This is a genomic window from Thermoactinomyces sp. DSM 45891 (assembly GCF_900119485.1).
Classification (GTDB): domain Bacteria; phylum Bacillota; class Bacilli; order Thermoactinomycetales; family Thermoactinomycetaceae; genus Baia.
In genome coordinates this window covers 46,105-71,811 of sequence record NZ_FPJZ01000008.1, presented here as the reverse complement: position 1 = coordinate 71,811, position 25,707 = coordinate 46,105, and the positions used below count along the sequence as shown (strand labels likewise).

32 protein-coding genes are annotated in these 25,707 nt (G+C 40.6%); 9 read left to right on the top strand and 23 right to left on the bottom strand.

The window, feature by feature from the left end; all coding sequences use genetic code 11:
- Positions 1–35: 35 nt before the first annotated feature.
- Positions 36–206, top strand: coding sequence for a hypothetical protein (locus BT147_RS15495; protein ID WP_177239749.1), 171 nt, complete (start codon positions 36–38; stop codon positions 204–206).
- Between the two features lie 92 nt (positions 207–298).
- Here the strand turns inward: BT147_RS15495 and BT147_RS08540 are convergent, their stop codons facing one another.
- From BT147_RS08540 to BT147_RS08530, 3 genes are all read right to left on the bottom strand, one after another.
- The gene (locus tag BT147_RS08540; RefSeq protein WP_072333663.1) at positions 299–754 is read right to left on the bottom strand and encodes a hypothetical protein; all 456 of its coding nucleotides are present in this window, start codon (positions 752–754) and stop codon (positions 299–301) included.
- A 151-nt stretch (positions 755–905) separates the two neighbouring features.
- Positions 906–3,746, bottom strand: coding sequence for an AAA family ATPase (locus BT147_RS08535; RefSeq protein WP_072333661.1), 2,841 nt, complete (start codon positions 3,744–3,746; stop codon positions 906–908).
- On the bottom strand, positions 3,743–4,888 hold the full coding sequence (locus BT147_RS08530) for a metallophosphoesterase family protein (protein WP_072333659.1): 1,146 nt from the start codon (positions 4,886–4,888) through the stop codon (positions 3,743–3,745). The genes BT147_RS08535 and BT147_RS08530 overlap by 4 nt, the downstream gene beginning before the upstream one ends.
- A gap of 119 nt (positions 4,889–5,007) precedes the next feature.
- Between BT147_RS08530 and BT147_RS08525 the strand changes: the two genes are divergently transcribed.
- Entirely contained in the window at positions 5,008–5,478 is a 471-nt protein-coding gene (locus BT147_RS08525; RefSeq protein WP_072333657.1) for a hypothetical protein, read from the top strand.
- 60 nt (positions 5,479–5,538) lie between these two features.
- On the opposite strand, the gene greA is transcribed toward BT147_RS08525, so the two are convergent.
- The 4 genes from greA to asd form a co-directional block, all read right to left on the bottom strand.
- Positions 5,539–6,015 (bottom strand): transcription elongation factor GreA, encoded by a 477-nt coding sequence (greA, locus tag BT147_RS08520; protein WP_072333655.1) that lies wholly within the window; start codon positions 6,013–6,015, stop codon positions 5,539–5,541.
- 322 nt (positions 6,016–6,337) lie between these two features.
- Complete coding sequence (locus BT147_RS08515; protein ID WP_286119266.1) at positions 6,338–7,705, bottom strand: aldehyde dehydrogenase; 1,368 nt, start codon at positions 7,703–7,705, stop codon at positions 6,338–6,340.
- 121 nt (positions 7,706–7,826) lie between these two features.
- The gene (locus BT147_RS08510) at positions 7,827–9,050 is read right to left on the bottom strand and encodes an MFS transporter (protein ID WP_072333650.1); all 1,224 of its coding nucleotides are present in this window, start codon (positions 9,048–9,050) and stop codon (positions 7,827–7,829) included.
- 121 nt (positions 9,051–9,171) lie between these two features.
- Entirely contained in the window at positions 9,172–10,011 is an 840-nt protein-coding gene (asd, locus tag BT147_RS08505; RefSeq protein WP_072333647.1) for an archaetidylserine decarboxylase, read from the bottom strand.
- Positions 10,012–10,107: 96 nt separating this feature from the next.
- Here asd and BT147_RS08500 point away from each other — a divergent pair, with 96 nt between their 5' ends.
- Positions 10,108–10,518, top strand: a complete 411-nt coding sequence (locus tag BT147_RS08500; RefSeq protein WP_072333644.1) for a hypothetical protein — start codon at positions 10,108–10,110, stop codon at positions 10,516–10,518.
- Between the two features lie 164 nt (positions 10,519–10,682).
- Here the strand turns inward: BT147_RS08500 and BT147_RS08495 are convergent, their stop codons facing one another.
- Positions 10,683–11,822: a S8 family peptidase gene (locus tag BT147_RS08495; RefSeq protein WP_072333641.1), complete on the bottom strand. Its 1,140-nt coding sequence runs from the start codon at positions 11,820–11,822 to the stop codon at positions 10,683–10,685.
- Positions 11,823–11,900: 78 nt separating this feature from the next.
- On the opposite strand from BT147_RS08495, the gene BT147_RS08490 reads away from it, so the two are divergent.
- Positions 11,901–12,386, top strand: a complete 486-nt coding sequence (locus BT147_RS08490) for a hypothetical protein (protein WP_072333639.1) — start codon at positions 11,901–11,903, stop codon at positions 12,384–12,386.
- Positions 12,387–12,500: 114 nt separating this feature from the next.
- On the opposite strand, the gene BT147_RS08485 is transcribed toward BT147_RS08490, so the two are convergent.
- The 3 genes from BT147_RS08485 to BT147_RS15490 all read right to left on the bottom strand — a co-directional run bounded on the left by BT147_RS08485 (position 12,501) and on the right by BT147_RS15490 (position 13,684).
- Positions 12,501–13,064, bottom strand: a complete 564-nt coding sequence (locus tag BT147_RS08485) for a hypothetical protein (RefSeq protein WP_072333636.1) — start codon at positions 13,062–13,064, stop codon at positions 12,501–12,503.
- 100 nt (positions 13,065–13,164) lie between these two features.
- Positions 13,165–13,362, bottom strand: coding sequence for an alpha/beta-type small acid-soluble spore protein (locus BT147_RS08480; protein ID WP_072333634.1), 198 nt, complete (start codon positions 13,360–13,362; stop codon positions 13,165–13,167).
- A 151-nt stretch (positions 13,363–13,513) separates the two neighbouring features.
- On the bottom strand, positions 13,514–13,684 hold the full coding sequence (locus BT147_RS15490; RefSeq protein WP_165873857.1) for a hypothetical protein: 171 nt from the start codon (positions 13,682–13,684) through the stop codon (positions 13,514–13,516).
- A gap of 222 nt (positions 13,685–13,906) precedes the next feature.
- Between BT147_RS15490 and BT147_RS15485 the strand changes: the two genes are divergently transcribed.
- Positions 13,907–14,065 carry a hypothetical protein gene (locus tag BT147_RS15485; protein ID WP_177239746.1) on the top strand — a complete coding sequence of 53 codons (159 nt, stop codon included), beginning with the start codon at positions 13,907–13,909 and terminating at the stop codon, positions 14,063–14,065.
- A gap of 39 nt (positions 14,066–14,104) precedes the next feature.
- Here the strand turns inward: BT147_RS15485 and BT147_RS08475 are convergent, their stop codons facing one another.
- Positions 14,105–14,527, bottom strand: a complete 423-nt coding sequence (locus tag BT147_RS08475) for a hypothetical protein (RefSeq protein WP_072333631.1) — start codon at positions 14,525–14,527, stop codon at positions 14,105–14,107.
- 150 nt (positions 14,528–14,677) lie between these two features.
- Between BT147_RS08475 and BT147_RS08470 the strand changes: the two genes are divergently transcribed.
- Entirely contained in the window at positions 14,678–15,376 is a 699-nt protein-coding gene (locus tag BT147_RS08470; protein WP_072333628.1) for a hypothetical protein, read from the top strand.
- 37 nt (positions 15,377–15,413) lie between these two features.
- Here the strand turns inward: BT147_RS08470 and BT147_RS08465 are convergent, their stop codons facing one another.
- From BT147_RS08465 to BT147_RS08450, 4 genes are all read right to left on the bottom strand, one after another.
- Positions 15,414–15,671 (bottom strand): cell division topological specificity factor MinE, encoded by a 258-nt coding sequence (locus BT147_RS08465; RefSeq protein WP_072333624.1) that lies wholly within the window; start codon positions 15,669–15,671, stop codon positions 15,414–15,416.
- 16 nt (positions 15,672–15,687) lie between these two features.
- On the bottom strand, positions 15,688–16,488 hold the full coding sequence (gene minD / locus BT147_RS08460; protein ID WP_072333621.1) for a septum site-determining protein MinD: 801 nt from the start codon (positions 16,486–16,488) through the stop codon (positions 15,688–15,690).
- A 148-nt stretch (positions 16,489–16,636) separates the two neighbouring features.
- Positions 16,637–17,098: a zinc ribbon domain-containing protein gene (locus BT147_RS08455; protein WP_072333618.1), complete on the bottom strand. Its 462-nt coding sequence runs from the start codon at positions 17,096–17,098 to the stop codon at positions 16,637–16,639.
- A gap of 113 nt (positions 17,099–17,211) precedes the next feature.
- Entirely contained in the window at positions 17,212–17,466 is a 255-nt protein-coding gene (locus BT147_RS08450; RefSeq protein ID WP_083426471.1) for a YlbG family protein, read from the bottom strand.
- Positions 17,467–17,595: 129 nt separating this feature from the next.
- Between BT147_RS08450 and BT147_RS08445 the strand changes: the two genes are divergently transcribed.
- The gene (locus BT147_RS08445; protein WP_072333615.1) at positions 17,596–17,919 is read left to right on the top strand and encodes a hypothetical protein; all 324 of its coding nucleotides are present in this window, start codon (positions 17,596–17,598) and stop codon (positions 17,917–17,919) included.
- A gap of 13 nt (positions 17,920–17,932) precedes the next feature.
- Here BT147_RS08445 and BT147_RS08440 read toward each other — a convergent pair whose 3' ends face one another.
- Both BT147_RS08440 and BT147_RS08435 read right to left on the bottom strand, forming a co-directional pair.
- A complete protein-coding gene (locus BT147_RS08440) occupies positions 17,933–18,349 on the bottom strand; it encodes a YlbF/YmcA family competence regulator (RefSeq protein WP_072333612.1) in 417 nt (138 codons plus the stop codon).
- Positions 18,350–18,526: 177 nt separating this feature from the next.
- Positions 18,527–18,742, bottom strand: a complete 216-nt coding sequence (locus BT147_RS08435; protein ID WP_072333609.1) for a hypothetical protein — start codon at positions 18,740–18,742, stop codon at positions 18,527–18,529.
- Between the two features lie 84 nt (positions 18,743–18,826).
- Between BT147_RS08435 and mgtE the strand changes: the two genes are divergently transcribed.
- Positions 18,827–20,176: a magnesium transporter gene (mgtE, locus tag BT147_RS08430; RefSeq protein ID WP_072333606.1), complete on the top strand. Its 1,350-nt coding sequence runs from the start codon at positions 18,827–18,829 to the stop codon at positions 20,174–20,176.
- A 109-nt stretch (positions 20,177–20,285) separates the two neighbouring features.
- Positions 20,286–21,632, top strand: coding sequence for a hemolysin family protein (locus BT147_RS08425; protein ID WP_083426470.1), 1,347 nt, complete (start codon positions 20,286–20,288; stop codon positions 21,630–21,632).
- A gap of 50 nt (positions 21,633–21,682) precedes the next feature.
- On the opposite strand, the gene BT147_RS08420 is transcribed toward BT147_RS08425, so the two are convergent.
- From BT147_RS08420 to spoVAD, 5 genes are all read right to left on the bottom strand, one after another.
- Positions 21,683–22,777, bottom strand: coding sequence for a S8 family peptidase (locus BT147_RS08420; RefSeq protein WP_072333603.1), 1,095 nt, complete (start codon positions 22,775–22,777; stop codon positions 21,683–21,685).
- 86 nt (positions 22,778–22,863) lie between these two features.
- Positions 22,864–23,049 (bottom strand): type II toxin-antitoxin system antitoxin, encoded by a 186-nt coding sequence (locus BT147_RS08415; protein ID WP_072333600.1) that lies wholly within the window; start codon positions 23,047–23,049, stop codon positions 22,864–22,866.
- A complete protein-coding gene (locus BT147_RS08410) occupies positions 23,049–23,924 on the bottom strand; it encodes an SPFH domain-containing protein (protein ID WP_286119264.1) in 876 nt (291 codons plus the stop codon). Before BT147_RS08410 ends, BT147_RS08415 begins: the two co-directional genes overlap by 1 nt.
- A gap of 71 nt (positions 23,925–23,995) precedes the next feature.
- Positions 23,996–24,529: a hypothetical protein gene (locus BT147_RS08405; RefSeq protein WP_072333597.1), complete on the bottom strand. Its 534-nt coding sequence runs from the start codon at positions 24,527–24,529 to the stop codon at positions 23,996–23,998.
- A 140-nt stretch (positions 24,530–24,669) separates the two neighbouring features.
- Entirely contained in the window at positions 24,670–25,689 is a 1,020-nt protein-coding gene (gene spoVAD / locus BT147_RS08400) for a stage V sporulation protein AD (protein WP_286119262.1), read from the bottom strand.
- Positions 25,690–25,707: the final 18 nt, after the last annotated feature.

Sequence of the window (25,707 nt, the reverse complement as noted above, 5' to 3'; positions counted from 1 at the left end):
GAAACGTTATATTCAAATCCTGGAGGTGGTCTATTATGAAACAACCGAGAAATCAAAAAGAACAAACAAAGTATGAAGCGGAATTCTCCAATGAACTTCTTGGGATGCAAGAGTCAGAGGGAGAAAACTTTGTACAAGCAGCCATTAATCGTGCGTATAGCCAGTCTGGCGATGTAGATGGGGCAGAGCAAGAAAAAGTAGAGTAATGATAACACGATATACGAAAGCCACTAGCCTGAGTGAAAGAATTGCAAACAGGATAGTGGCTTTTTGTACGAAATTCTACTAATAAACCAAATTAAAACGGTTTTGCTGCCGCGAAGTACAAAATCACCAGTGAAAATAACACCGTAGCAAAAGTAACCCCTACATATGCTTTTAACATCCCTGTTTGAGCATCCTTCTGCGTAAGTTGTTTCATTGCTTTTCCACTCAAAATGGATGCAACAACCAAGGATAATACAGCCGCGAGCGTACCACCGTGTTGCATAAAAGTTAACCAAAACGGCTTTGGTGTACCTTGGCTTACTAGATTCTGCCAGCCAGCAAACAGCATGTAGAATCCTGAAGCAAGAACCACTGTTCCAGCTGGGTGAATCAACATATAAGACTTCTTTAAAATCCCTGTCAATACTTGGTTTCGGCTAGCTGAAGAATCGAGCTTACAAATCGAAAGCAAAAGAACACCGATGGTAATACTCGCTCCGATCCATACCACTAGACCAAACAAATGAAGAAATAATGCCAATGACATCAAAAAAATTCCCTCCCATGATTATCCTACATTAAAATAATGATTGGATAATCGCTATTCATGTTCTAGATTAGCCAAAGGCTTCTTAATAGTCAATCACAGGAGGGAAATCGTCATGGAAAACATGAGTGCCCGGATCTAATATATTTCATCACAACGATAATGTAATGGAATGATGCGGAAGCTCAAACGTGTTTAATAGTTCTCGCTCGCGAGTTTGACAAGTACAGAGAATAACCTGATGCTCCTGTGAAAACTGATGTAATAATTGCATCGTTTCCGAAAGTCTGTCTTGATCAAAATGAACGAAGCAGTCATCTAGAATTAAGGGGAGTCTTGTCTGTGTCATCTCAGAATAAAATTGTAGTAAAGCAAATCGTAACGCCAGGTACATCTGATCTATCGTCCCTGTACTTAGATATTCCACAGACTTCCGTTCCCCAGTCTCGGGGACAAATACACTTAATTGGATTCCTTCTTTCGGATCAATATTTAAAGCTTGATAGCGATTTTGTGTAATGGTGCGAATCCATCTCGAAGCATAGGGGGTTAGGCGTGGAGATAAATCCTCTTGGAACTGACGAGACGACTCCTCCAAAGCCTGCCTAGCCAGTTCAAGAATCGTCCGCTCTTTCTCTAATTCCAAAATCCGATTCTTAGAACATTCCCACTCACTCTCGACAAGAGGTAACCTCGCATGTTGTTCTTCGTAATCCTCTAACGTTTTATCAAGTCTCACCAACTCCATTTGCTGAGACTCTCTCACCTGTTCACGATCCCTCAGATGTTCTTCCGCTTTTGCCAATTCATACTCCCAATCCCGATGACGGTCTTGTAAGTAACTTACTGCGCCTAAATATTTCGACTGTATCTCACGTATCTGAATCCGCTGATTCTTCAATTGGTCGAGACAATTTTCCTCTTGGATTTGCTTGCTCCAATCCTCATAACGTTTCTCAGCCTCTTGAATTTGCCAATGTAATTGAATCAGATGCTTATGGCGTTCATACCAGTTTTCTAGCTCTCCGAAGGTACTAACTCCGAACTCCAGATACTTTTTTTCTAATAAAAGCTCAATCTGTTCTCTCTCTTCACTTTTCTCCGTAATTTCCCGATTCAAAGCCTCTGATTTCATCTCGAAGAGGCGGTATTGATCTTCCGCACGTTGCTCTTGTTTTTGAAGATTACGAATCGATTCTTTCCAAGAAGTAACGGAGAACTCCGGAACAGGGCGGATGTGCTTCTTCATCCATTCTTCAATCTCTTTCTTTCGTTCCTCTAGTTGCAGCTCTAAATTACGACGCTCAATCGTTTGAACCATCGATTGATTCAATCCACCCTGAATTTCTTCTCGTTTTAATAGCAAATCTGTCAGGCTCCTAACACGCCATACTTGCGTGATTTGCTTCTGTTGTTGTGTATTTACTTGGAGTTGATGATCTAGGTCTTCTAATACCACTTGCATTCTCTTCTTTTGATGTTGTTCCGTTTTCTTACGCGATCGATCTTGAACTAAGATCCGTCTATATTGCCACAATAAAAGGAAAGGGATCACCAGAGCTCCAAGACCTAAACTCCAATGAAAAAAAGCAAACCCTCCAGGAATCGCTATCGTCACAATCGAAGCGATCAACCAAGGTACAGAACTCCCTTTCTTCTGAGCATGTTGGGTCTTCATTTTCAAAAACTCTTGATGAGCAATCGTTTTCTTCTCGTGCAATTGATTTTGCTCATCCTGTAAAATGCCTAGTTGCTCTAAATCATGACTGATCTGGGTAAACTTTTGTTGCTCCTCTTCTTCCACTACATATTGAAGTGCTTGATACCTCAGCTCTCCCGCCTCATAATCATCTAGCTTTGAAATCATAATAGAGGCGCGATCTTTCTCCACACACTCCACCTGTTCCTTCCTTGTACGGGCAACTTCCAAATGCTCATTTACCTTACTGAGTTCATCACGAGCTTGCGCCAATTTCTTACGTAGTTCTTCACTCTGTTTATATAAAAGTTGAATCTCATGAAACAGCTCCGTTGATATTTCGCGAGTAGCAGCAACCTCCTGCTGTTCCTTACGCCAATCTAAAATCTGTTGCTCTAGTAACCTCCATTGATCTAATCGTTGCTCTAGCTGCGCCTTCGATTGATGAAGATATTCGAGTTGCTGAACATCTGCTTCTATCACACGAAGATCCGCTACTTTTTGTCTAATCTGTTCGATCTGATGAACCCATTCATTCACCTGATGCTGACTTACCTCAAGTTGCTTGATGATATCACTACGTTGTCCGTAATTGATTTCAAGCTGGTGGCGTATCTCTTGAAGAGTAATCACTTCTTGATTTAATGTACGTTCCCTCTCACATTCAATGCCGTATGGCTTGTGGCGTGCATATTCACTTTTTCCAATCGCTTCAAGCTGTTGATCAAGAATCTGCAAGGCAGATAAACCGTCTGGATTCGCTCCATTTTTTAACAACTTAGTCATTCGTTCCACCATCTTCCGATGAAAGGAATGATCCTCTTCTTTTCGCTTTGATATTTGCGTCCACATGCCTGATGTAAAAATCCCAACACGCCGGTAGGTTTCACCACTTAGCCCAATCTGCTTCTCTACAAACTGCCGATCCTTCTGCTTATTCATCGTATATAAGGTAGAGAGATCTTCACCTGTTTTAAGATCAACTAGCTGTTCTTTTGAGTCCGGGAATGCAAAGGAACGATATAGCCGAAAAAGTTGATCTTGGTACTCGTAATCAATTTCCCCACCGTATTCGCTACTTTGCCATGGCTTAAATGAATCATACCAATCCGCTTCTTTTCGCTTTTTCAGTCCTTCTTTTTTCTCACCAAACATCAATCCATAAATTCCATGAAGCAAGGTAGACTTTCCTGCCTCATTAGGAGCTTCTATGAGATTCATCCCATCTTGAAATTCAAATTCTTGGTTAATCCACCGACCGAAACCGCGAAATTTTACCCGTTTGATCTTCATAGATGCGCAAGCTCCTTTACTAATAGTGCTTCCAATCCTTTATACATCGCCCGCTTGATAAGCTGACGGCACTCTTCATCCTGTTCTTGCTTTAAATTTAGCTCCATCCGCTCAATGAATAACGATACTAGCCCGCTTTGTTGCCGATATTGCTCTAAGTCAAAATCGGGAACCGTTTCATCTTCCAACCATACATTTTGAAATCCCTGTTCGGCTAAGAGGTTACTATACCAAGTTTTTTCATGTTCAAGTGACAATTCCAAATCCCTTCTCCCACCCCACTGAATGCGGTAATAGGACTCTTTTGATAGCTTTTTAATCTCTGCCAACATACATTCCAGCACTTCCTGTCTGGTTTGACAGAAAGTAATATCGATTTCCACTTTTTCATACGTACGACTATGTAACGAAACTTCCTCTAATTGAACTCCTTTTGAGCGCAACTTGCCCCAAGTTACCGTGCGCCTGCCTAGTTCTTTCCAATTTTGAGCCTCCGGAGAACCCGCGTAACGAATGATCGTCTTTTTCTTATTTTTTAATTGGACTTGCCCTGCTTTATGGATATGACCTAGTGCGACATAATCAAATGCTTGATCAAAGAAGTCCTGTTCAGTCAACGGAAAGTACTGACTCCCCTGACCCGGTGCTTGAAGATCTCCATGACAAACACAAATATTATATTCCATGTTGTTATGTAACCTAGGAAGAGTCGATTGCGTTTCTAAAAAACTAGTAAAGCCTCTCCCCGAAATTAAAAGCTTGCGCGAACTGTCCACATGCTCCTCCCATTCACCACCAAAAATATGCACATGTTTTGGCCATATAGAAGAACGCAAATAATAAGACCCCTCCATATAAGGGTCATGATTCCCTGGAGCAATAAACACCTGAGTAGAAGGAATTCTCTCTAATTGCTCAATGACAAATCGAATGGTCGACTTGGTTGCAGCACTATGCTCAATAAAGTCACCCGCTATAAACAAGAGCGGGAGCTTGCGATCCTCTACAAAAGAAATAATTCGACGAAACGTATCACGATGCTCCTCATAACGCACCATCAACTGGTCCGCAGTCCCTTTCCATCCAGCTATAGGTCGATCCAGATGCAAATCAGCCGTATGCAACCACTCTATTTTCTTCATTTCATCCTCCTTACAGACTTGTCCACCTTGTCAAATTTATACTCCCTACTTGAATAGATCCCGTATAAGCTAGGCAAACTGAAACTATCATAGGAGATTCCTAGAAAGAGGAGATCAATATGGTTCCCGTAAGAAGAATAATTCTCTTGGTTTTCTGTTATTTCCTTCTTTTACCTTGTAATAAAGTTACTGGAGATTCTTCCCTCTCTCATGAGCCCATCCCCATTTCTTCGATGCAAGCCGTTTACCATCATGAACAGGGTGACACCCCCCTACGGGTTAGCTCCACAATGAGACAAGAAGTAAGTATGGTTTTATCGGAGGTTTATCAGCTATCTGGACTCAATTCGCTACAATTACCTTCCTCTTACTACCATATTCACTTTCCCACTCCCGTTGTTTTATCTCTCTTCTCACCCGTAAGACATCCTATCGATGAGATCATTGTCACATTACCTAGCAACGCTTGGGATGAACACCATCTATTAATTAAAAACCAGCAAAATCAATGGATCGAATATAAAACGCATCGAACCCTTAGTATTTTTGTCAATCAACTAACTGCTTGGAATACCATGCAACCTCGTTAGTAAAGATAAGAGCCGATGACTACGTAGTCGTCGGCTCTTATCTTTACTCCGTTAAAGGTGTTAAGAAATTTTTACAATTTTAAACTGAATCGTTCCATCTGGAGCAGGTACGTTTAGCAGATCGCCAACCTTTTTACCAATCAATTCAGCACCGATTGGAGATTCATTCGAAATCTTACCTGAATCTGGATCTGTCTCAGCACTCCCTACGATCGCATACTCTTCAAAGTCCCCATCTGGAACCTCTTGAATCGTCACTTTAGATCCTACACCCACAACATCTTTCGTAACTTGGTCACTACTAATAATCTTGGCATTACGAATCATATTTTCAAGCGTAATAATTCTTGATTCGATAAACGCTTGCTCTTCCTTCGCTGCATCATACTCGGAGTTCTCACTTAAGTCACCTTGAGCAATCGCTTCTTTTAAACGCTCTGCTACTTCATGGCGTTTCACTGTTTTAAAGTATTCTAGTTCTTGTTTCGTTTTTTCGAGTCCTTCTTCAGTCAGGAGTACCTCTTTTTGAATGGACATGATTAATTCCTCCTAAATCATGATCGTTTTTCTATTCTAGCTTATAGATCCGGATTTTTTTCACGTCCCATGCATATGTTCCATTTTAACTGTTTATGCAAAATGTAAAGGTATTAAGTTTACCCATTTTTGATCCAAGGGACTATAGAGCATTAGAAAACGCTCTCTAAAATATCAATGGTATTCTTATATCACGCCATCTTACTCATGTCAAGTTACACTGCCGACTATATTAGCACAAAGAGTCCTATCATCCAAGTGGGGGAATAAAATTATTTTCTGCTTTTAATATTCTTCCCCCGCCATAAAAATCCTGCTTTTTCTATCTAAACAACCACCGTAATAAAGAAATCTTATTCCCTTTTAAAGGGTAACGAATGTTCGGATCAAATCGTGTTGTTTGGTGGACAATTCCTTTTCTGTGCGAGAAAGCATCAAAACTAAACTTACCATGATACGCTCCCTGTCCACTATGCTGGACCCCTCCAAATGGAAGATGAATATTTGACAAATGAACCACTGTGTCATTCACGCATCCACCACCAAATGATACGTTATGCAAAACGGTTTCCACTATCTCATTATCTTCAGTAAAAAGATAGAGCGCTAGAGGCTTAGTATACTGCTGAATCCGTTTTATGCATTCTGATAAAGACTGATATGTAAAAACAGGTAATATCGGTCCAAAAATTTCATCCTCCATGATAGGCGAGTCCCATGATACTTGGTCAAGTATAGTGGGCGAAATCCGTAGCTGGCCCTCCGCTACTTTCCCACCTACAACAGCCTCACCATCACGAAGAAACTCTCTTAGCCTTTCAAAATGACGCTGACTAACAATGCTTCCGAAATTATCTGACGCAAGTGGATCCTCTCCATATACAATCGAAATATGCTTCTGGATCAATTGAATTAGCTCAGACTTCACCTCTTCATGAACCAACAAATAGTCTGGAGCTACACACGTTTGGCCTGAGTTACTAAATTTCCCCCATACAATCCGGCGCGCCGCCAAGTCTAGGTTTGCATCTCTTTCGACAATAACAGGGCTTTTCCCCCCTAACTCGAGCACCACAGGCGTTAAATGCTCTGCAGCTGCTTTCATCACGACTTTCCCTACAGACGTACTTCCCGTAAAGAAAATATGATCAAATGGCAATTCCAATAACTCCTTACTAGTCTCCACTCCTCCTTCAACTACAGCAATATATTCTGAAGGAAACACCCCTTCTATTAGGTGAGATAGAACTTGTGAAACATGAGGTGTATACTCGGATGGTTTTAACACGGAGCAGTTTCCAGCACTAATCGAACCGATAAGAGGATTTAATAATAGCTGTACCGGATAATTCCACGGAGCGATAATAAGGGAAACCCCGAACGGCTCTGAGTAAATCCTGCTTTTGGCCCCGAATAGGGTAATTGGATTTGCTACCCTTACTGGTTTCATCCACGATTTAAGATGCTTTTTAGCAAAGCTAATTTCTTTATAAACCATCCCAATCTCCATCAGATAAGCTTCATATTCGTTTTTCCCTAGATCCTTCTGTAGAGCTGTAAACAACCGCGATTCAAACTCTTTGACAGTAAAGCGCAAACGTTCTAACATTTCAAGGCGAAATGATAAGGTTCTTGTAACTCCCGAATGATAATGTTTTCGCTGTGCTTCTAATAACTCTCGGTATGACACTCCATTTCCTCCATTCATCTAGTCAACTGGTGAGTCGAATTTTGGGATCAATCTCTGTTTCTAGTATACTATGTTCCATTCCCTCATTACCCTTTTTCATCCAAAAACGAGTGACCTCCTTTTATGTGGAAGCCACTCCTTTTTCATTTGCTGCCTTACGGATTAACCACCAAGTTAGCACCTGCATAAAAGCAATCGGCAACAAATACCATCTAAGATGAATGAGATCTGGATAATATGAAACCCATATGATAAAGCCAAGCACACTGATAATCCTACCCATATTTAAAGCCAGCTCTCTTGAAACAACATATTCCACCCGTAAGGCTACATTCTCATCCTTCTCTCCAATCACATCAAACACGATGGATAAAATCGGATTGTAGTAAAAGGGGAAAAACAAAAAGATGCCTATTCCAAATACGAACATCGACCATGTATTTAACAAGAACAAATAGGGCAAAAAGCATAATCCAAGCGCTATAGCCCCCACAAACATGGCCTTAATTCTACGTTCCGGAGTCATCCATTTTCCTGCAAAATAATAAGCAATCAACGAGACTAGGTTACAGACAGTATAAAATGTCCCTAGTGTAAATTCACTACGTGCCGTTAGATAAACCAATAATCCTGTAATAAAGACAAAGACACCTTCTCGTACCCCCTGAACCAACATCGCCAGATTAATCCAGTGCCATTTGGTTCCTCTATTCCTTGCAATACGAAGAACTTCTTTTAGACGATAACTCCCTCGTGAACTTCGTGCTTTCAAAAAGAAACTCATAATAACAGCCACAATAAAAATCCCTAGCGAGATCCAAAAAATAATTCGATAACCTGTAAAATGATTGATTCGTGTAATAATCCATCCCGATAATACAGGAGCTATAATCCCAGCTAAGGAATTCGTAAGTCCACTAATCCCATTAAAATAATCTCGATTTTCACGTTCTGTAATCTCAAAGTAAAGAACATTAAAAGCTAACCAATAAAATCCACTTCCCACACCGATAAAGAAACCAAGCAACACCACATAATCTGCCGCGCTCGTTCCTAAAAATAAGACAGTCAAATAAAACAACGCCTGAATTGCCACCCCTAATCGAATGGCAATCACACGATCGACCTTTTTCGTGAGCCAACCAGCAAATATAAACGTTATCGCTACAGAGACATGATAGGTTAAATTATACCAACCAATCAGCAGAAAATTTTGCTTTAACTTCCATAAATATACGTTTAAAAATGTATTGGACAGCGCTAACGAAACTGCATGTAAGGCGCTAATGGTAAGGAGGTACCAAGCCTCTCGATCTAAACGCTTGGTATGTATCAATTGCTTCATAGCCTTCACCCAATATTAGCCTGCTCCAAAAAGCAACTCCTTATGAGAAAAACCTTTTTAGATGAAAAAGCGTACTTTTTCGTCTAAAAAGGTTTTTGTGCTCACTTCTAAGGTTCCTTCTCTATTCCACTATCTTAGCAATAGATTTACCCATGGTAACTGGTGTTCCTATTTCCTCTGGAATCGTCCACTCGATACGGTTCGGTTCAAATAATAGGATAACAGTGGAACCAAACTCAAATCTCCCCAGTTCGTCACCTTTTGACAAATGAGGTTCCTCTCGATATCGAACTTGCTTATTTTCTCTGTGTCCTTTGTTTGTGCTCACTTCATCATACGTTACCTTAATGCTTCCTACGTTCGTTGCCCCAACCTTTACTACTGCAACAAGGCCAGCTGATGAGCGAACGTAGGTCACGAGTCGTTCATTCACTGCAAACAACTCTGGAAACAACCTCATTCCCAAAGGATTGACCGGATAGAGTGGGCCTGGAAGGTACGTGTACCCTTCAATATCACCCTCTACTGGCATGTGAATTCGGTGATAGTCACGGGGACTTAGATATAAAGTGACAAATTTTCCACCTTGGAATTTCTCCACGTACTGGGGATCGTTTCCGAGCAGTTCAGCAAGAGAGTACTCTTCTCCCTTCGCATAGACACAAGATCCTTCTTGAATCACACCTATTTGGGAAACGGCACCATCTACAGGACTTACAACTTGATCTAAATTGGTATCAATGGGACGAGCTTCTGGTTTTAATTCCCTTACAAAAAAATCAAGTAGGCTATCAAATTGATCTAACGGTTTCTTTACTGGCTCTAATTCAATTTGAAAATGATTAATGTAAGATGGTATCACTTTTTTACTAATCGGATGCTTTGCAAAAGCTCCCGTAATTCTTGAGACGCCGCGCGTAGGAATTGCTTTCCATAATACACGATATAACGAATCTTTCATTTGAACCTCCGAAAATTTTATTAAAAAAGGAAATGTTTACATGTAATTAATTAGCCTCTATAGGGGCAGACTATGAGCACAGGAGGTGAAGAAGTCATGAATAATAACAACTCTTCACAAGGAAAATCAAAAATGAACGCGCCACAAGGTCCAAATGCAATGAACAATGAGCGAGATACCGAGTTTGCTTCTGAATCTAGTGTCGCTAATTCTGTAGCTGCCAATGCCGCTTCTGCTAATAGCAATATGCAAGGCTTGGACACTGAGTTCGCTTCTGAATCTAGTGTCGCTAATTCTGTAGCTGCCAATGCCGCTTCTGCTAATAGCAATATGCAAGGCTTGGACACTGAGTTCGCTTCTGAATCTAGTGCCGCTAATTCTGTAGCTGCCAATGCCGCTTCTGCGGATAGCAACATGCAAAGCATGGACACTGAGTTTGCTTCTGAAAACAGTGCTGGTAATAACATGCAAGCACGGGCTAAAATGAACAAAAATCAACAAAACTAGTTGGACAGATTCAACCCCACTCCAACCCAATACACCGGAGTGGGGTGTTATTCATTATGTAACGTTAAGTTTACCACAAAATGATCAGCAGATTGAATCCATAATTTTATGTAACGAGCCCAATTGGTTACCTAGAAACATCCATTTCTAAGTAACCAATTTTATTATAGAGAACGTCGTGTCACCTTCTGTAGTGACTTACAAGCCTGAACCGCATTCACCAACCCAATTTCTTCTGCATCTATTCTCCGCGATGTACGAAGTAATAGGTACCGAATCTGTTCAGGATTCAGCGTATTATCTAACCCAAGGATGAGTGCTACAATGCCAGATACATGAGGCACCGCCATAGATGTTCCACTCATTTCTTTCCTCGTTTGATTCAGCCATGCAGAAGGGATTTTTTCCCCGGGTGCTGCTATATCTACCCCTTTGCCTCGATTACTAAAGGAAGAAATGTCATTATCCATCGAAACCGACATAACCGCAATCGTTTCTGGAAATCTGGCTGGATAATCAATTCTACCATTCAGTCCCTGATTTCCTGATGCTGCAATCATCACAATCCCTTTTTTATGAGCAACTTGAATGGCATGCCGCAATGATTCACTTACTTTTTCCATTCCGAAGCTCATATTAATAACATTCATATTATTTTCGATACACCAGTTAATAGCTGTTAATAAATCAGAAAGATTAGCACTTCCCTTCCGATTAAATGCCTTTACTGCATAGATACTCGCTTTTGGAGCTACTCCAATAATCCCCATCTCACTCGATCTTCCTGAGATAATTCCGGCTACATGCGTCCCGTGTCCATTGTAGTCCATCGGGGTGGAATTAGGGGATAAGATATTCACCCCACCGCGAAAATTCGGCTTAATGGCTGGATGTTCACCATCGATTCCCGTATCAATTACAGCTATTTTAATCCCTTTCCCTCTAGTCCTATTCCAAACTTTCTCCGCTTCTACGCGTTGTACCCCCCATGGAACGGTCACATAAGGAGAAGCAAAAGAAGTAGAGTTTGAATTTAAATAGGGCTCTGTAATCGTAATTCGAAGATCAGGTTCCACTAATTCTACATCTGGATGCTTCCCTAATCTAATTTCTGACTGATGGTCAGGCGTATACTCGCCAATCACAATTCCAATTTCAGCTAAAAAACGAACAGGCCGAACCCCGAGTTGGCGCATTTCCCTAATATAGCGATCAAGTTGAGAGCCTTCTTTCAGATTATAAATTCTTCTCAACCTCTTCACACGCCTAGAGGAATTCGAAGGGGTCCACCAGCTCTGTGTCATTTTGCCACTCCCCTTCACTAACAGGATGGTAAGTGAATATAAATAGGTAAACTGGGCTTTGTAGGTAGGTGTTATATCATGAAATCAAGAAAGCCCAAGTCCCACAAACGTCCATTTATAAACAACACGACTTTTTCATCACGTAAATCCACTCGATCCACAAGAGGGAAAACAATTTCTACCCATCCCCAAACTAAAAGTAAATCGGTTCGACTTAACTTTATGGAATCCATGAAGAAACTGGAGGGACTTGCAGGAAACTTTTCTAAGAAATCAAGTGATGTAAAACAAATGATCGAAGCATTTCAATCCTTTTCTCGGGCATTTAAAGATCAAGGTGCTTTTAAACAAATGATCGGGGCCTTATCACAACTAAACCAATCGCAGCTAAAACCAAAGCCCTCTCCAAAGGACAAACCCACAAAACAGGCTTCAGATGAAGAAGAGAAACAGACCATCTCAGAAGATATAGACAAGACTGACTCTTTATTTAACCTGATCAACTCCCCTGGATTAAACGACTTAGTGAAAACAGTGCTTAGCTCTCGCAAGAAAAAGAAGTAATTAGTTTCTCTCGTGATACCTTAGAAGTATGTGTCCATGCTACACTTTGTCTATGTCAATACCCAATCACACAGAAAAAGGGCAGAAGTTTTTGGACTTCTACCCTTCTACTAACTATTCTTTTTCCGATTGTTGTTTGACTCGCTTTAGGATTTCTTTCATCTCATTGGCATGACATCCCGTTTTCTGAAAATCAACATCTCTCCCGATCTCACTTACCAATGGCCAAAATTCCGCTACACAGGCAAGGGGTTCTGGGACGATATGATTAGGTGCGATAAAATACGTTTTCTCTTCTCCTGAATGAAAATCAACCCAAGTCAAAAATAACACTCTATACTCTACCTGCTGATCCGTATGATCATCCGTAGGAAAAAGTAGATCGAAAACTCCCTCATGGGTCAGATATAAGTCTTGATAGTTCTCCGTTAGGGACTGGAAGCTCTTCTCATGTAAGGTCTCAAAAGAGAATTGCACTTGGTCTTCTTCTTCATTAATCGCAAATGATGTTAAAAGTCCGTATTGATAAATCTTATTTTGATCAAAATCTAGAGTACCTATTATTACTTCATCATACATCTCTAAATATGTATTTACTCTAGGGCTAAATGTATCAGCTATCATCTCAATAGTGGACATGTGACCATTGAGGTTACTACCGTGACCGAATGTTTTCATAAAAAACTCCTTTTTTTCATAAGAAAGGTTTCTCTCATTATAACAAAAGAAATGACGAAAGGCAGTGGGATCACCACTGCCTTTCTAACCAAGTATTCAATTAACCACGGAATCCGCCAAGTTGTGATTCAGCCAAAGCAACAAGACGCTTAGTGATTTCTCCACCTACGCTACCGTTAGCACGTGAAGTAGTTTCACCGCCAAGTTGTACACCAAACTCAGAAGCGATCTCATACTTCATTTGATCAAGAGCTTGAGTTGCACCGTTTACAACCAATGAGTTAGAGTTACGAGCCATTTTGTTTCACCTCCTCGCTGTTTGTACTCTTATATTGTGTCGAAATAAGTTTTTCATGTGTAGGAAATTTTGGTACTTTTTATTTTGTAAACAAATAAATAAAAAAGCAGATATCTCATTTGGGAGACATCTGCTTTTTGCTATTTTATCTTCAACTGCAAAGCTTTGCTTGCTTTTTAAGGTCACGACGTTCTTTCCAAATCTGCTTCATCTCTTCGTACAAATCGTACTGTTGCAAGAACTCATGACGCTCTTTTGCTAATAAGTATTCTTGCTCCAATTGGTTTAACCGCTCTTCCAGTGCATGTAGTTTTTCTTGCATATCTCCAGCACCTCTTATCTTTTATTTTAGAGACAAGTAAAAGGGATTAAAACCTTATATACCCCAATTACGGAAATCAAAACCACAAAGTACATTTTTTTGGGCGAATAACAATAGTAACTCTTAACCAACCGTTCTTATTCACACACACAATCCATTCTTGATTTTGATAAAATAGAAACTACGCTAAATATAACTATTTAATCGAAAGGAGTTTTTCCTATGTCAGTTAAGAACCATTATATGCCACCCTTTCTGGAAGAATTCCGATCCATGAAACTAGAAATCATGATCCGTGATCTTTCTAAACTCTCAACAGAAGATTTAATTAAAATTCGCCATGAAATTGATCTATTGCTTGATACAGAGAATAAAGAATAAATACATAAAAAACCAGCTTAGCGAAATATCAAGCTGGTTTCATTGATTTTGTTGATAAAAGGAACGAGAGATGATCGAATCACGAAACAATCGATACATCTTTAATGCGTCTACTGCTTTATAAAGTTCTGTGCCCGCAGAAATCGATGTTTGTTCTTCATCCATTCGTATGTAATCATGATTCTTTAGCAATAATAAAATTTGCATACATTGTTCTTTACTGCCAAGATATTCAAAAAATAGCCGTTGTAATTCAGCAATCGTAACGATTTTTTTCTGTCTTCTTTGTTGAAGATCTTTATCTAATTGAGGATAAACAAGAAGCCCCCATAAAATGACAATAGCAGCACGCGCAGAAGAATCCCAGTTTTTATGTGGTGGTGATTCTGTGGGGGACTTCTTTGGAAAATGTTTTCGTGTCGATAGGAAGGAGCTAATTTCTTTTATAGTTAAAGAATTCATCTTCATTTCCTCCTTTTTCCAAAAATAAAACCTATTAATGTGTATCGTCATTAATCTCCCTTTTTATACCTACGTAGAAAAATGACTGTCTTTTCTGTTATATTAATAAATATAAAGTATCCAGATTTTATGGAGAAAGGAGTTCGGAAAATGTATGATCCAAAAAAAGGGAAGTATACAGAGGAAGAAAATACCTATATCATAGAGGCTATAAATAAAGGATCTGCAGCAGGTAAGCGGGATCGAGATTTATTAAAGCAAATCTCATTGGATTTAAATAGAGGATACGCTGGGATTATGTCTCATGTTCGAAAACTACGTGCAGAAAATCCCCATCGATTTATCCAAAACGACGGGGACCTTACCACATTTCGCTTAAACAGTTGGGAAGAGGAAGAAGAAGATCTAGTAATCGCTACAGTAAATCGTTTTTTGAAAGAAGGAAAGTCTCTTTCCACTGCCATTACGGAATTAGAGTCAAAACTATCTCGGACTCAAGGTGCTATTTATCAAAGAATCTATACATTACGCCGAAAAAATCCAGAAAAGTTCTCGTTCGTTCCAGAGCAACGTCCCCGCAAACGACGACAACTACAAGACTGGCAATTGAATCGAGCCACACTCCAAAAAGCACATCCTTCGTTTGAAGAATCACTAATTTTAAAAACGTTCGAAGATCGATACGGTCGATCTACTCCCGCAACAAAAGATCAATTAGTTAGATTAATGAGACAGTATGGATGCACTCGCGTTTCAATCGCCTTATTGACATTAGAAGAGGACAAAAATTTCCCCAACATCGTGGCAGATTTTTTGTCCAGTCGTTTACAACATCGGCATTTTCTATAAGGAGGACAGAAGCACGAACCAGAATGGATCGTGCTTTTTACCCATTTTCTTTTCTGCGAACGGGAATACTGGCGTTAATAATCGTCGTTCGTTCCTTGGATTGAGGAATTATCGTAACTTGTCCCACAACATCAAAGTCAAATTCGTCGCAAAGTTCAATCAATCTAGCTTGAAAGAACTTTAGCTTTCTCTCATCTATATCAGAACGCTGGTAGCTTAAAACTAAGGATAAACGATCATCTGCCTTGGTAGCGGTCGGCTCTTCTTTACTACCAAACATATTTAAAAATGTCATATTCCACTCGCGCCCCCTATGCTATATGAAACAAGCGTTTGATTTTTGAGATCAATGTATCCGACTCTAACTCTAGGAATGGAACGTCATGACCAGAGAGACGACGAGCAATGTTGGCATATGCTTTTCCAGCCATTGATTTCTCGTCTAAAATGACTGGCTCCCCTGTATTGGACGAACGGATAATCCGCTTGTCTTCTGGTACGATTCCCAGTAAGTTGATGGCTAAATGGTTTTGCACTCGTTCTACACTAAGCATATCACCATCCTTTACCATATCCGATTGGACCCGATTAATAATAAGGTCAATCTCTCCTATATTAGCTGATTCCAAAAGGCCAATAACCCGATCTGAATCCCGTACAGACGGGATTTCTGGATTTACGACAATAATGGCACGATCAGCAGCAACAATCGCATTACGGAATCCACCTTCAATTCCAGCTGGTGAATCAATTAGAATATAATCAAATTCTTTTCGAAGCTCATGAATCAATTGCTCCATCTGTTGTGGAACGACTTCTTCTTTATAGCGGGTTTGGGCCGCTGGTAACAATGCCAAATCTGGGTACTCCTTATGGCGCACTAGAGCTTGTCTGATCTTACATTGCCCTTCTACAACATCTACCAAATCATACACAATGCGGTTTTCAAGTCCTAGCATCAAATCTAACTTACGAAGACCAATATCCGTGTCCACCAAGCAAACCCGATAGCCTAACTGAGCCAAACCTAAACCAGCGGATGCAACAGTAGTTGACTTTCCTACTCCACCTTTTCCGCTGGTAATCGTTATTGCTACAGAACGATGGTTCAATGTCAAGCACCCCTTTCTCCATATTCAACTAGAAGGATGACATATCTCATATTTATTTCCGTTTTTTCTACAAGTTTCCTCCATATTGTAGCAAAAATGACTACATAAAAAAAGGAAATATTTAACACTATTACAATTATTTATTTTTCTAATAAAATCTTTGACCACAAGTAGAACATTGGTTGGATTGGTTCGGTATTTGGTGGGCACAAGAAGGACAAATATAAACAACAGCCATCGACATCGGCGCAATCGGCCTCTCACCTGCTTGTGGTGCTTTGGACATACTTTGAAAATAATCCGTTCTGGGTTGATTTGTCTCTTCTTTTAACGGTTGAATCATCTTTTCAATTGATTGAATTTCATCTTTTAATGCCGTTGCTTTATGAAACTGAGCTTCTAATTCTGAATTCATCTGGACGGTTTGCGTTTGTTCCCACTGCTGAAGGGTATACTGTCCAAGTTGACTCATCAATTGACCTAATTCCTGCTTCTTTCCATTCAATTTTTGGTTTAGGCGATTCACCTCAAGCATTCTCTGCGAAGATTTACTAACCTGTTCGACACTTTTTCCTATTTTTTGCTTGATATCTTGTAAAAAGTTATTCAAAACGTGATCATCCTTTCTTATAAAGCTTTCTATTCTCTAATTGTACGGGAACTAAAAAAGATCCGCCACTAGAATGATAGCGACAGATCTGATTATTGTTTGTACAAATTTCGTTAGGTCGTAGGAAGATCTACTTTTTTTCCAAAATCCAGTGAAATGCTACTTCGATAAGAACGTTCCACTCTTTCTACATACGGAAGGCGCTCAATTCGCTTTATCCATTGATCTGCTGATTTTCGATCAATATATAGAATCACATACTTAAATCGTTTGGAGATATAATGAATGTTCCCCATACGTGAAAGGGATTTAGCCGATTTTAGATCTTTCACCCACACTACGAGCCCTAAACGTTCGACCATATTCATAACAAGGTACCACTACAATATATTTCGTAGCTTTCCTTTCATATTTGGTTAGGAAACGCGGGGAGAACTACCTTTATCGTACCATGTGAAGGTACTTCATTCAACTCTATAGAAAGAAGGAGAACTGAATTGAGAAACCCACTATACCAAAAACTACAAGAACAAATAAACCAAAAAAATCATTCTGACTTAGCACTAACCGTACGCCCCTATGCAGGGGTGGCCTTTCTATATGCAAATAAAGAGCACTATCCGACAAGGGAAACATTTGAAAATGAGTTGCAAGACATAGCTCAAGAACTGATCATCGGGACCATCTGGAACTTCACATACCTTTTTATTCGCACCTCAACACATGCCTATGTATATCGCGCCCAGTTTGTTGCACCCATGGAAAAAAGTTTTTGCTGTGGCAACGGGTGTCCGGATTGTGTCCGCTTACGATCCACCTAGTAGTAAGTGATGCTTATGATTGACACATTCCTCGTCTCTGTTCCCGTGGTGTGCTTGACTCTGGAATCGGAATATGAATTTGGTGTGAGACAGATTTTGCAATTGTAGACGAGATTTGGTATAAAAGTTGATCCAATCTCTCTTCTGCTTCTAGGAACTGGCGAATCACTAAGTTATTTCGTAATTGCGTCTGTACTTCTTCTATCTTCTGCTTGGCTTCATGATAATTTGGATGAAAAATACCAAATCTCTTTGTTTCTTCGTATAGCTCTTTCTGCTTCTGAAACTCCCTTATTAATTTTTGAGCCTCAGCATCCTCTTGTAACTCCGCCTGACTATTAAGGTAACATTGCACTTCGTGCGATTTATTGATCTCATCAGCCAAGTCATAGGCATCTGATAGTAATTCAGTCATATCAATCGTCTTCATTCCGATCTCACCCTCCCTATATATTTTAACAAACTTTTCCCTTCCGTGTTCTGGAAGATGTACGAAAAAAATCCCTCCAAGAGTGCCAGTGGAGGGAAATAGCAAGGAAGGGTGGAAGCAAACTGCTTCCCCTACTATGTATGCCTCTTAGGTAAGAAGCATTCTTCGGGTTCATCCTTACTCGTCTTTCACTTCAATCCAAGGAGACTGTGGTGATTCAGGTGATTCCCACAAACTATGATAACGTTCCTCATTTCGGTGCAGACTAACAGGTGACACAAATCGAGATGGACGCCAATTGTAGAAATATTGGCTTCGAAATTGCATCCATGATTGAATCGAGACAAGGTTGGTATGGATTTTATCATTCATAGTTGATTTTTCCATTTCCATGCACATTTCCTCCCCTTCCGCCAACTTAGATGATCTATTGTATGCCATCACCCATACAGTTGTTCAGTCAGAAAGGAGAGAAACATGATCTCTCTTACAGAATTAGCTGAATTACAGTCTAAATTAGAAATGAATGACCCAGATGTTATTCGAGAGATATTAGAAGAGCTACCACCTTATGATCTACGCCAATTTTTCTTTTTCATTGATGAAGAACAGCAGAAAGAGTTGCTCTCCTATCTATCTGTCTCTAAGACGGCTCACCTTTTTGAAGAGATGGAACATCTTGAGCAGAAAAGGAAATTTATGAGTCTGATTCCCGATGCGCTAAAATCAAAGATTTTTCGTGAAATCTCTTCAGATGACCTAGCCGACTTCCTTGGAGAGATTAGTCAAAATGAAGCAGAATCCATTCTTACCAAACTAGATCAACCGGAAGCAGAAAATGTTCGAGACCTCCTTCACTACCCTGAAGATACAGCAGGCGGATTAATGACGACTGAGTACGTTCATATTATGAGTGAGATCACCGCTTCCGAAGCAATCGAGCAACTACGTCAAAAAGCCCCCAATGCTGAAACCATCTATTATCTATATGTAGTCGATGTGAGCGGGCACCTGCTAGGGGTCGTCTCACTACGGGAGTTATTAGTCGCAAAGCCTGAAGTTAAAATTCATGACATCATGTATGAGCGAATTATCTCGGTACCTGTGGACTTGGACCAAGAAGAAGTAGCGAAAGTCTTTACGAGATATGATCTGCTCGCTGTTCCTGTGGTGGATCACCATCACACACTACGTGGGATTGTTACAGTGGATGATGTAATGGATGTATTAATTGAGGAGGCTCAAGAAGACTTTGCTAACTTCTCCGGGGGCGGAGGTGACCAAGGACTATTTGTCTCTCCACTACAAGCGGTCCGTAAGCGGATTCCTTGGCTGATCTTACTACTTCTCATAGGGTTAATCACGGCTAATCTCATTAATCTGTTTCAAGAAACCACTCAAAAACTACCGATTTTATTAATCTTTATGCCTATGATCGCTGGGATGACTGGAAATGCCGCAACGCAATCCTTAGCAACCGTGATTCGACTGATCTCAAATGGAGAATTAACGAGAGAGAATTACGGAAAACTACTACGCCAAGAAAGTACCATTGCCATGCTCATAGGATTTTTTTGTAGCTTGTTTATTTTAGGATTTATTAGTCTTTCTTACGATGGACGATTAGGAATTTTAGTAGCAGTTTGCTTATTTTTCACACTCATTATCGGGACGATTGTAGGCACGGTGATCCCGATGGTCCTACAAGTCTTTAAGATCGATCCTACTGTTGCATCCGGGCCACTCATTACCACGATTAACGATGTCGTCTCATTGATGATTTATTTTGGTTTAGCCACCTTATTTGTCCAACTAATCAGCAGCTGACTGTCATACAATTTTCAGAGGACTAATATTCCTTTATAACAAGGCAGTTCCTAAGGTATAATGTTGTTCAAAATAGGTAACATTTTCTACACATAGGGGGTCTCAATCGTTGGATAGCGATCTGGTAAGTACGTTTTGGAATTTTGGATTAGTTGTATTTCTTGTGCTTCTAAATGGTTTTTTCGTAGCTTCAGAGTTTGCCTTGGTAAAGGTGCGCTCCACACGGATCGCCCAATTAACTGAAGAAGGTAATTTTCGCGCTCTAGCAGCACAAAAACTAATTGCTAATCTAGATGCATATCTATCCGCTACACAACTTGGAATTACTCTGGCATCACTTGGACTTGGTTGGGTTGGTGAACCGTTTGTTGCAAAATTGATTACACCGCTCATTCAATACCTTCATTTGCCCGAAAATGTAGTGCATATCATCTCGTTTGCCATAGGCTTTTCGATTATTACATTTTTACATATTGTCATTGGTGAAATGGCACCAAAATCACTAGCCATTCGTCAAGCTGAGCGAGTTACACTTGTCATATCAAGACCCCTACACTGGTTCTTTATGCTCTTCCGTGCCCCCATCTGGTTATTAAACTCTTCAGCAAATAAACTCTTGCAATGGCTAGGAGTAGGCATAGATGCTGAGCACCAAGCCGCTCACACAGAAGAAGAGATCCGAATGCTAGTAGAACAAAGCCATAAAAGCGGGATCATTGATCAAACAGAGCTTTCTCTATTTGATAACATCTTTGAGTTTGCAGACCGAGTGGGTCGTGAAGTGATGGTTCCCCGAATCAATATGATATGTCTTTATGCAACGGACTCTATAGAAGAAAACATTGATGTCGCTAAGAAAAGTCAATTTACACGTTTCCCATTATGCGGGAAAGATAAAGATGAAATTCTAGGTGTGGTACATATCAGGGACCTATATGAATGCCTGATTGAGGGCGGAACTCCCGATTTAATTGAGATTGCTCGCCCATCTGTCCAGGTACCCGAAACGATGGAAATTAAAGATATATTACGGACACTCCAAAAAAATAGAACAGAAATGGCCATTGTAATCGATGAATATGGCGGCACCTCTGGAATCGTCACCTTAGAAGACATTATTGAAGAAATCGTTGGGGAGATCCAAGATGAGTTCGACGATGAGCGTCCTTTCTTCCAAGAAAAATCGAGCGGAACTTCTATTGATGCTAGACTGCTAATCGAAGAGGTTAACGAGCACTTTCACATTGGAATTGAAGATGACAACAATGACACTATTGGTGGTTGGGTCTTCTCTCAACTACAAGCTCTACCTAAAGTCGGGGTTTCGGTTCATTTCCTAGATTTCACCTTTACCGTACAAGAGATGGACTCTCGTAGCATCACTCGTTTACTCGTTCGGAAATCCGATAAAAGCGATATAGTACAGGATCACGACGACGCACTCTTACATATGTAGACATTGAAAAAACACGCCTTTCCTTCTAGAGAAAGCGTGTTTTTTCATTTCTAAAATTGTACCAAGCCACGTCCTGTCAATGAGTTTCGCCCTGATGAACTAAGCACTTTCGTTGAAGCAAATAATTTCTTTAGAATCGTCGCATGACTTGCTTTTGGATGCTTCTGTTTGAAAAGAGCCAGCACCCCTGATACATGAGCTGCTGCCATTGAGGTTCCACTTAAAGCAGCATATTTCATACCCGGATATGTGCTGACTACTTTCACTCCTGGAGCGGCCACATCTACCGTAGATCCAGTTGCCGAGAAAGAGGCACGCTTATTACTTTTACTAAGTGCAGCCACTGCAATTGCATTGGATACTCTAGCAGGGACTTCCACTGTATCCCCTTTGCCCGATAACTGTCCTGCATTTCCTGCAGCCGCAACGACAAAAATACCTCTACGCGTCGCTACTTGAATTGCTTTTTCTAATGCAACTGGACTCACCTTGCCACCACTAATGCTAATATTAAGGATATCCATATTATTAGAAATTCCCCATTCAATCCCGCGAACGAGATCAGATAGAGATCCAACTCCTTTCTTATTTAACACTTTAATCGCATACAGAGATACATCCGGAGCCACCCCAATAATACCTAATTGATTGACGGCTGCCCCAATTACTCCCGACACGTGTGTTCCATGACCATTTAAGTCATGAGGGGGTTTTCCTGGCTCAATAATATTAACTCCACCATGGACGTTTTGACTCAAATCGGGGTGACTAAAATCAATACCCGTATCAATAATCCCAACTTTAATTCCTTTTCCTGTAAAAGTTCGGCTTTTTCCTCGAAGAACTCTACGGATATTCCAAGGTAATACTTCACCTTTTTGTCTTGTTTTTACAGGGCGTTTCTTTGTATAAACTTTTTTTAATTCGTATGGAAGTAGCTGGAGGGAACTTTCTGACTCTACATGAACTAATTCAGAGTCCTTCTCTATTTCTCTCATTTGTTTCCAAGATGACACAGTTGCTGTTATCATCGGCGTGTAGCAACCGACATACTCCATCTGACAACCTAGCTCTAAGAAACGCTCTACTCTGGATTCATTTTGATAGAGAAAGGTAAACCGCTGACCCCCTTGATGACTTTCCATAAAAAATCACCTCTTTCTCCTAGATATGAAGAATGAGGTGTTATGGCTTGGACTTCTATAAAAATATACTTACTCTACCTGGGATCTTAGAGATCCCCTTCTGTATTTTGTTTATCCTTTGATTGCCCCGGCTTTCGATGTTTTGAAACAGACGAGCGTAGAATGAATTCGATTTGAGCATTCACACTTCGAAACTCATCCGCTGCCCATTTTTCAAGGTCCTGATAGAGGTCTGGATCTAGACGAAGTAGGAATTTCTTTTTAGAGTTCATTATTGATAAAGGGTACCTGTATTAATCACAGGGTTTACATTACCTTCTGAGACCAAGGCGACGAGTAAATTATTCACCATAGCTGCCTTTTTCTCATCATCTAATTCAAAGCCCTTCTTCTCTAATTTCGCCAGTACCGTCTCTACCATGCCCATAGCACCTTCCACAATTTGCTTTCGAGCAGCAATTACAGCAGAGGCTTGTTGTCTACGTAACATCACTTGCGCAATCTCAGGTGCATAGGCAAGGTGACTAATTCTCGCTTCCATTACTTCGATCCCAGCAATCTCTAAACGCTCATGAAGTTCCTTCTCAAAGGTATTCATAATCTCAGTTGGATTCCCACGTAAAGACAATCCATCCTGTGGAGCATCATAGGGGAAATGGCTTGCTAGGGAGCGAAGAGCCGTTTCGCTCTGAATATCGGCGAATTTCTTATAATCATCCACATGAAACGTAGAATGGGTTGGTCTCTTTACTCTCCACACGATAACCGCTGCAACCTCGATAGGATTTCCGTCTGCATCATTCACCTTTATTCGATCTGTATGAAAATTCCGTACCCGTAAGCTAATCTTTGTACGTTGAGAGAACGGGTTTACGAAATGGAATCCTTCTTCCCGAAGCTCACCTATATACTTCCCCATAAACGTAAATACACGCGACTCATTCGGCTGGATCACGACATACCCACCAGATGGCAGCAGACCTATCACAAATAAAATGATACCGAACACTTGACCCCCGTCTTCAGAAGTGCCTAGCACAACTGCACCAACAAACAATATAAGCAACTGAACAGACATAGCAAGAAATCCATTCACATGCCAAGCATTTTGCTCTTTCATCCGCTCCAAACTTATCACCCATTTCATATTTTGTTATCAAAGTGATATCACTTTGTTATTATTATAATACCTCCTATCTTCCTGGTGAAACCTAATTTTTATGATAAAAATGAAAAATCCCTCTTTTGTCCCGCTCCAGTGGCTTTCGATGAGACCCAAGATACTTGTTGAATAAAAATATGATCTTGTGTCATCATCTGTTTTAAATCGTTGTACAGTTTAGAAGCTTGATATGGGGTCACCCTAACAAACGGAAAATAGATACGTGGTATCCATTCATTCGGTTGATATGTAGGGCAGATCCCCATCCGAATCAATCTTGTCTCTTCCCAAATGGTTTGCTGAAGTTGAACAAGGGGATAGCTCTTCACAATGGGAATGTAGAATCGCGGGTTCCTAACTCCCGTCATACCCACTCCAAAACAATGGATACAAAATGATGTTTGCTGTGGAATCACCCTTTCCAAGGCAACCTGCAAGCCTTTCACTTCGTATCCATTGGCAACTTGATAAACTAGTTGAGGTGGAAACGTATCAGCATCTTCAATTTGACATCGGTACGTCGCTTCCAGCCAGATTTGTTGAATTCGCTTTTCTTCTATTGCAGGTAAATAGGACAAAATCGCATTCATCGAGCATTCTCCTTCAAGTCTGAGTCGTGGTGCAACTAGCTAGAGATATGTTCGTGATGAAGGGGCGATTTCCTGTAGATGTGAACAACGATATTTACACTAACATCGCGGAGATCAGACATATCGCCCTTAGTTTATTTTCATTTATGCGTATCCGACTCAAACGCAACAGCATGGGCTACACAAGGGATGGGCTCCCCTTGTTGGTAAGAAATAGGTGATAATAGGGCACCCGTTGCAACGACTAGGATACGGTGAAGTTTGCCTCTTTCTATTTCTTTCATAAGGTGTCCATAGGTTACACAGGCGCTGGAAGCACATCCGCTTGCTCCAGCAAACTGTTCTTGTTCCTCACTGTAGATCATCATGCCACAATCTCGGAATCGCTCCCCCATTTGATATCCTTCATTCATCAGTAATTCTCTAGCAATCGGATGGCCCACAGTAGCCAAATCGCCTGTTACGATGAGATCATAATCACTTGGTTTTCTCCCAGTATCTTGAAAGTGAGTTGCAATGGTATTTGCGGCAGCGGGGGCCATGGCTGAGCCCATATCAAATGGATTTTTTACACCTAGGTCCATTACTTTACCTACTGTAGCATGTGTGATACAGGGGCCATCCCCCCCGATCCCCACAACTCCTGCTCCTGCTCCCGTTACAGTCCACTGGGCTGTATCAGGCTTCTGACCACCAAACTCTGTTGGGAAACGATACTGTTTCTCTGCTGTACAGTTATGACTACTTACCCCTGCTACTGCATACTGCACAAATCCTGCATCTACTAATGAGGTGGCTAAAAGCAAAGATAGCATCGAAGTCGAACAAGCTCCATAAACACCCATAAATGGGATTTGTGTCGTCTGAGCAGAAAAAGAGGCTGTAATATTTTGATTCAACAAATCTCCAGCGAGATACGCTCCGATTTGCTTTGTCTTAAGTCCCGCCTTCTCAATCGCTATGTTTACAGCATCCTCTAATATTTTCCGCTCGGCCTTCTCCCACGTCTCCTGCCCTGCATATAAATCATTGTGAATCAGGTCAAACTCTCTACCTAGAAGTCCTGCTCCTTCTTTAGGTCCCACTACAGCAGCACTTGATTGTAAGCGTACATCATTTAAAAATTGAAATGTACTTGATCCAATACAGCGTCGATGCACCATTCTCCCTCCTCTTTT

Bases quoted from the DNA above. Each gene is read 5' to 3' on its own strand.
- BT147_RS15495 (WP_177239749.1), top strand. From the start codon at position 36: ATGAAACAACCGAGAAATCAAAAAGAACAAACAAAGTATGAAGCGGAA.
- BT147_RS08540 (WP_072333663.1), bottom strand. From the start codon at position 754: ATGTCATTGGCATTATTTCTTCATTTGTTTGGTCTAGTGGTATGGATC.
- BT147_RS08535 (WP_072333661.1), bottom strand. From the start codon at position 3,746: ATGAAGATCAAACGGGTAAAATTTCGCGGTTTCGGTCGGTGGATTAAC.
- BT147_RS08530 (WP_072333659.1), bottom strand. From the start codon at position 4,888: ATGAAGAAAATAGAGTGGTTGCATACGGCTGATTTGCATCTGGATCGA.
- BT147_RS08525 (WP_072333657.1), top strand. From the start codon at position 5,008: ATGGTTCCCGTAAGAAGAATAATTCTCTTGGTTTTCTGTTATTTCCTT.
- greA (WP_072333655.1), bottom strand. From the start codon at position 6,015: ATGTCCATTCAAAAAGAGGTACTCCTGACTGAAGAAGGACTCGAAAAA.
- BT147_RS08510 (WP_072333650.1), bottom strand. From the start codon at position 9,050: ATGAAGCAATTGATACATACCAAGCGTTTAGATCGAGAGGCTTGGTAC.
- asd (WP_072333647.1), bottom strand. From the start codon at position 10,011: ATGAAAGATTCGTTATATCGTGTATTATGGAAAGCAATTCCTACGCGC.
- BT147_RS08500 (WP_072333644.1), top strand. From the start codon at position 10,108: ATGAATAATAACAACTCTTCACAAGGAAAATCAAAAATGAACGCGCCA.
- BT147_RS08495 (WP_072333641.1), bottom strand. From the start codon at position 11,822: ATGACACAGAGCTGGTGGACCCCTTCGAATTCCTCTAGGCGTGTGAAG.
- BT147_RS08490 (WP_072333639.1), top strand. From the start codon at position 11,901: ATGAAATCAAGAAAGCCCAAGTCCCACAAACGTCCATTTATAAACAAC.
- BT147_RS08485 (WP_072333636.1), bottom strand. From the start codon at position 13,064: ATGAAAACATTCGGTCACGGTAGTAACCTCAATGGTCACATGTCCACT.
- BT147_RS08480 (WP_072333634.1), bottom strand. From the start codon at position 13,362: ATGGCTCGTAACTCTAACTCATTGGTTGTAAACGGTGCAACTCAAGCT.
- BT147_RS15490 (WP_165873857.1), bottom strand. From the start codon at position 13,684: ATGCAAGAAAAACTACATGCACTGGAAGAGCGGTTAAACCAATTGGAG.
- BT147_RS15485 (WP_177239746.1), top strand. From the start codon at position 13,907: ATGTCAGTTAAGAACCATTATATGCCACCCTTTCTGGAAGAATTCCGA.
- BT147_RS08475 (WP_072333631.1), bottom strand. From the start codon at position 14,527: ATGAATTCTTTAACTATAAAAGAAATTAGCTCCTTCCTATCGACACGA.
- BT147_RS08470 (WP_072333628.1), top strand. From the start codon at position 14,678: ATGTATGATCCAAAAAAAGGGAAGTATACAGAGGAAGAAAATACCTAT.
- BT147_RS08465 (WP_072333624.1), bottom strand. From the start codon at position 15,671: ATGACATTTTTAAATATGTTTGGTAGTAAAGAAGAGCCGACCGCTACC.
- BT147_RS08450 (WP_083426471.1), bottom strand. From the start codon at position 17,466: ATGAATATGGTCGAACGTTTAGGGCTCGTAGTGTGGGTGAAAGATCTA.
- BT147_RS08440 (WP_072333612.1), bottom strand. From the start codon at position 18,349: ATGAAGACGATTGATATGACTGAATTACTATCAGATGCCTATGACTTG.
- BT147_RS08435 (WP_072333609.1), bottom strand. From the start codon at position 18,742: ATGGAAATGGAAAAATCAACTATGAATGATAAAATCCATACCAACCTT.
- mgtE (WP_072333606.1), top strand. From the start codon at position 18,827: ATGATCTCTCTTACAGAATTAGCTGAATTACAGTCTAAATTAGAAATG.
- BT147_RS08420 (WP_072333603.1), bottom strand. From the start codon at position 22,777: ATGGAAAGTCATCAAGGGGGTCAGCGGTTTACCTTTCTCTATCAAAAT.
- BT147_RS08415 (WP_072333600.1), bottom strand. From the start codon at position 23,049: ATGAACTCTAAAAAGAAATTCCTACTTCGTCTAGATCCAGACCTCTAT.
- BT147_RS08410 (WP_286119264.1), bottom strand. From the start codon at position 23,924: ATGAAATGGGTGATAAGTTTGGAGCGGATGAAAGAGCAAAATGCTTGG.
- BT147_RS08405 (WP_072333597.1), bottom strand. From the start codon at position 24,529: ATGAATGCGATTTTGTCCTATTTACCTGCAATAGAAGAAAAGCGAATT.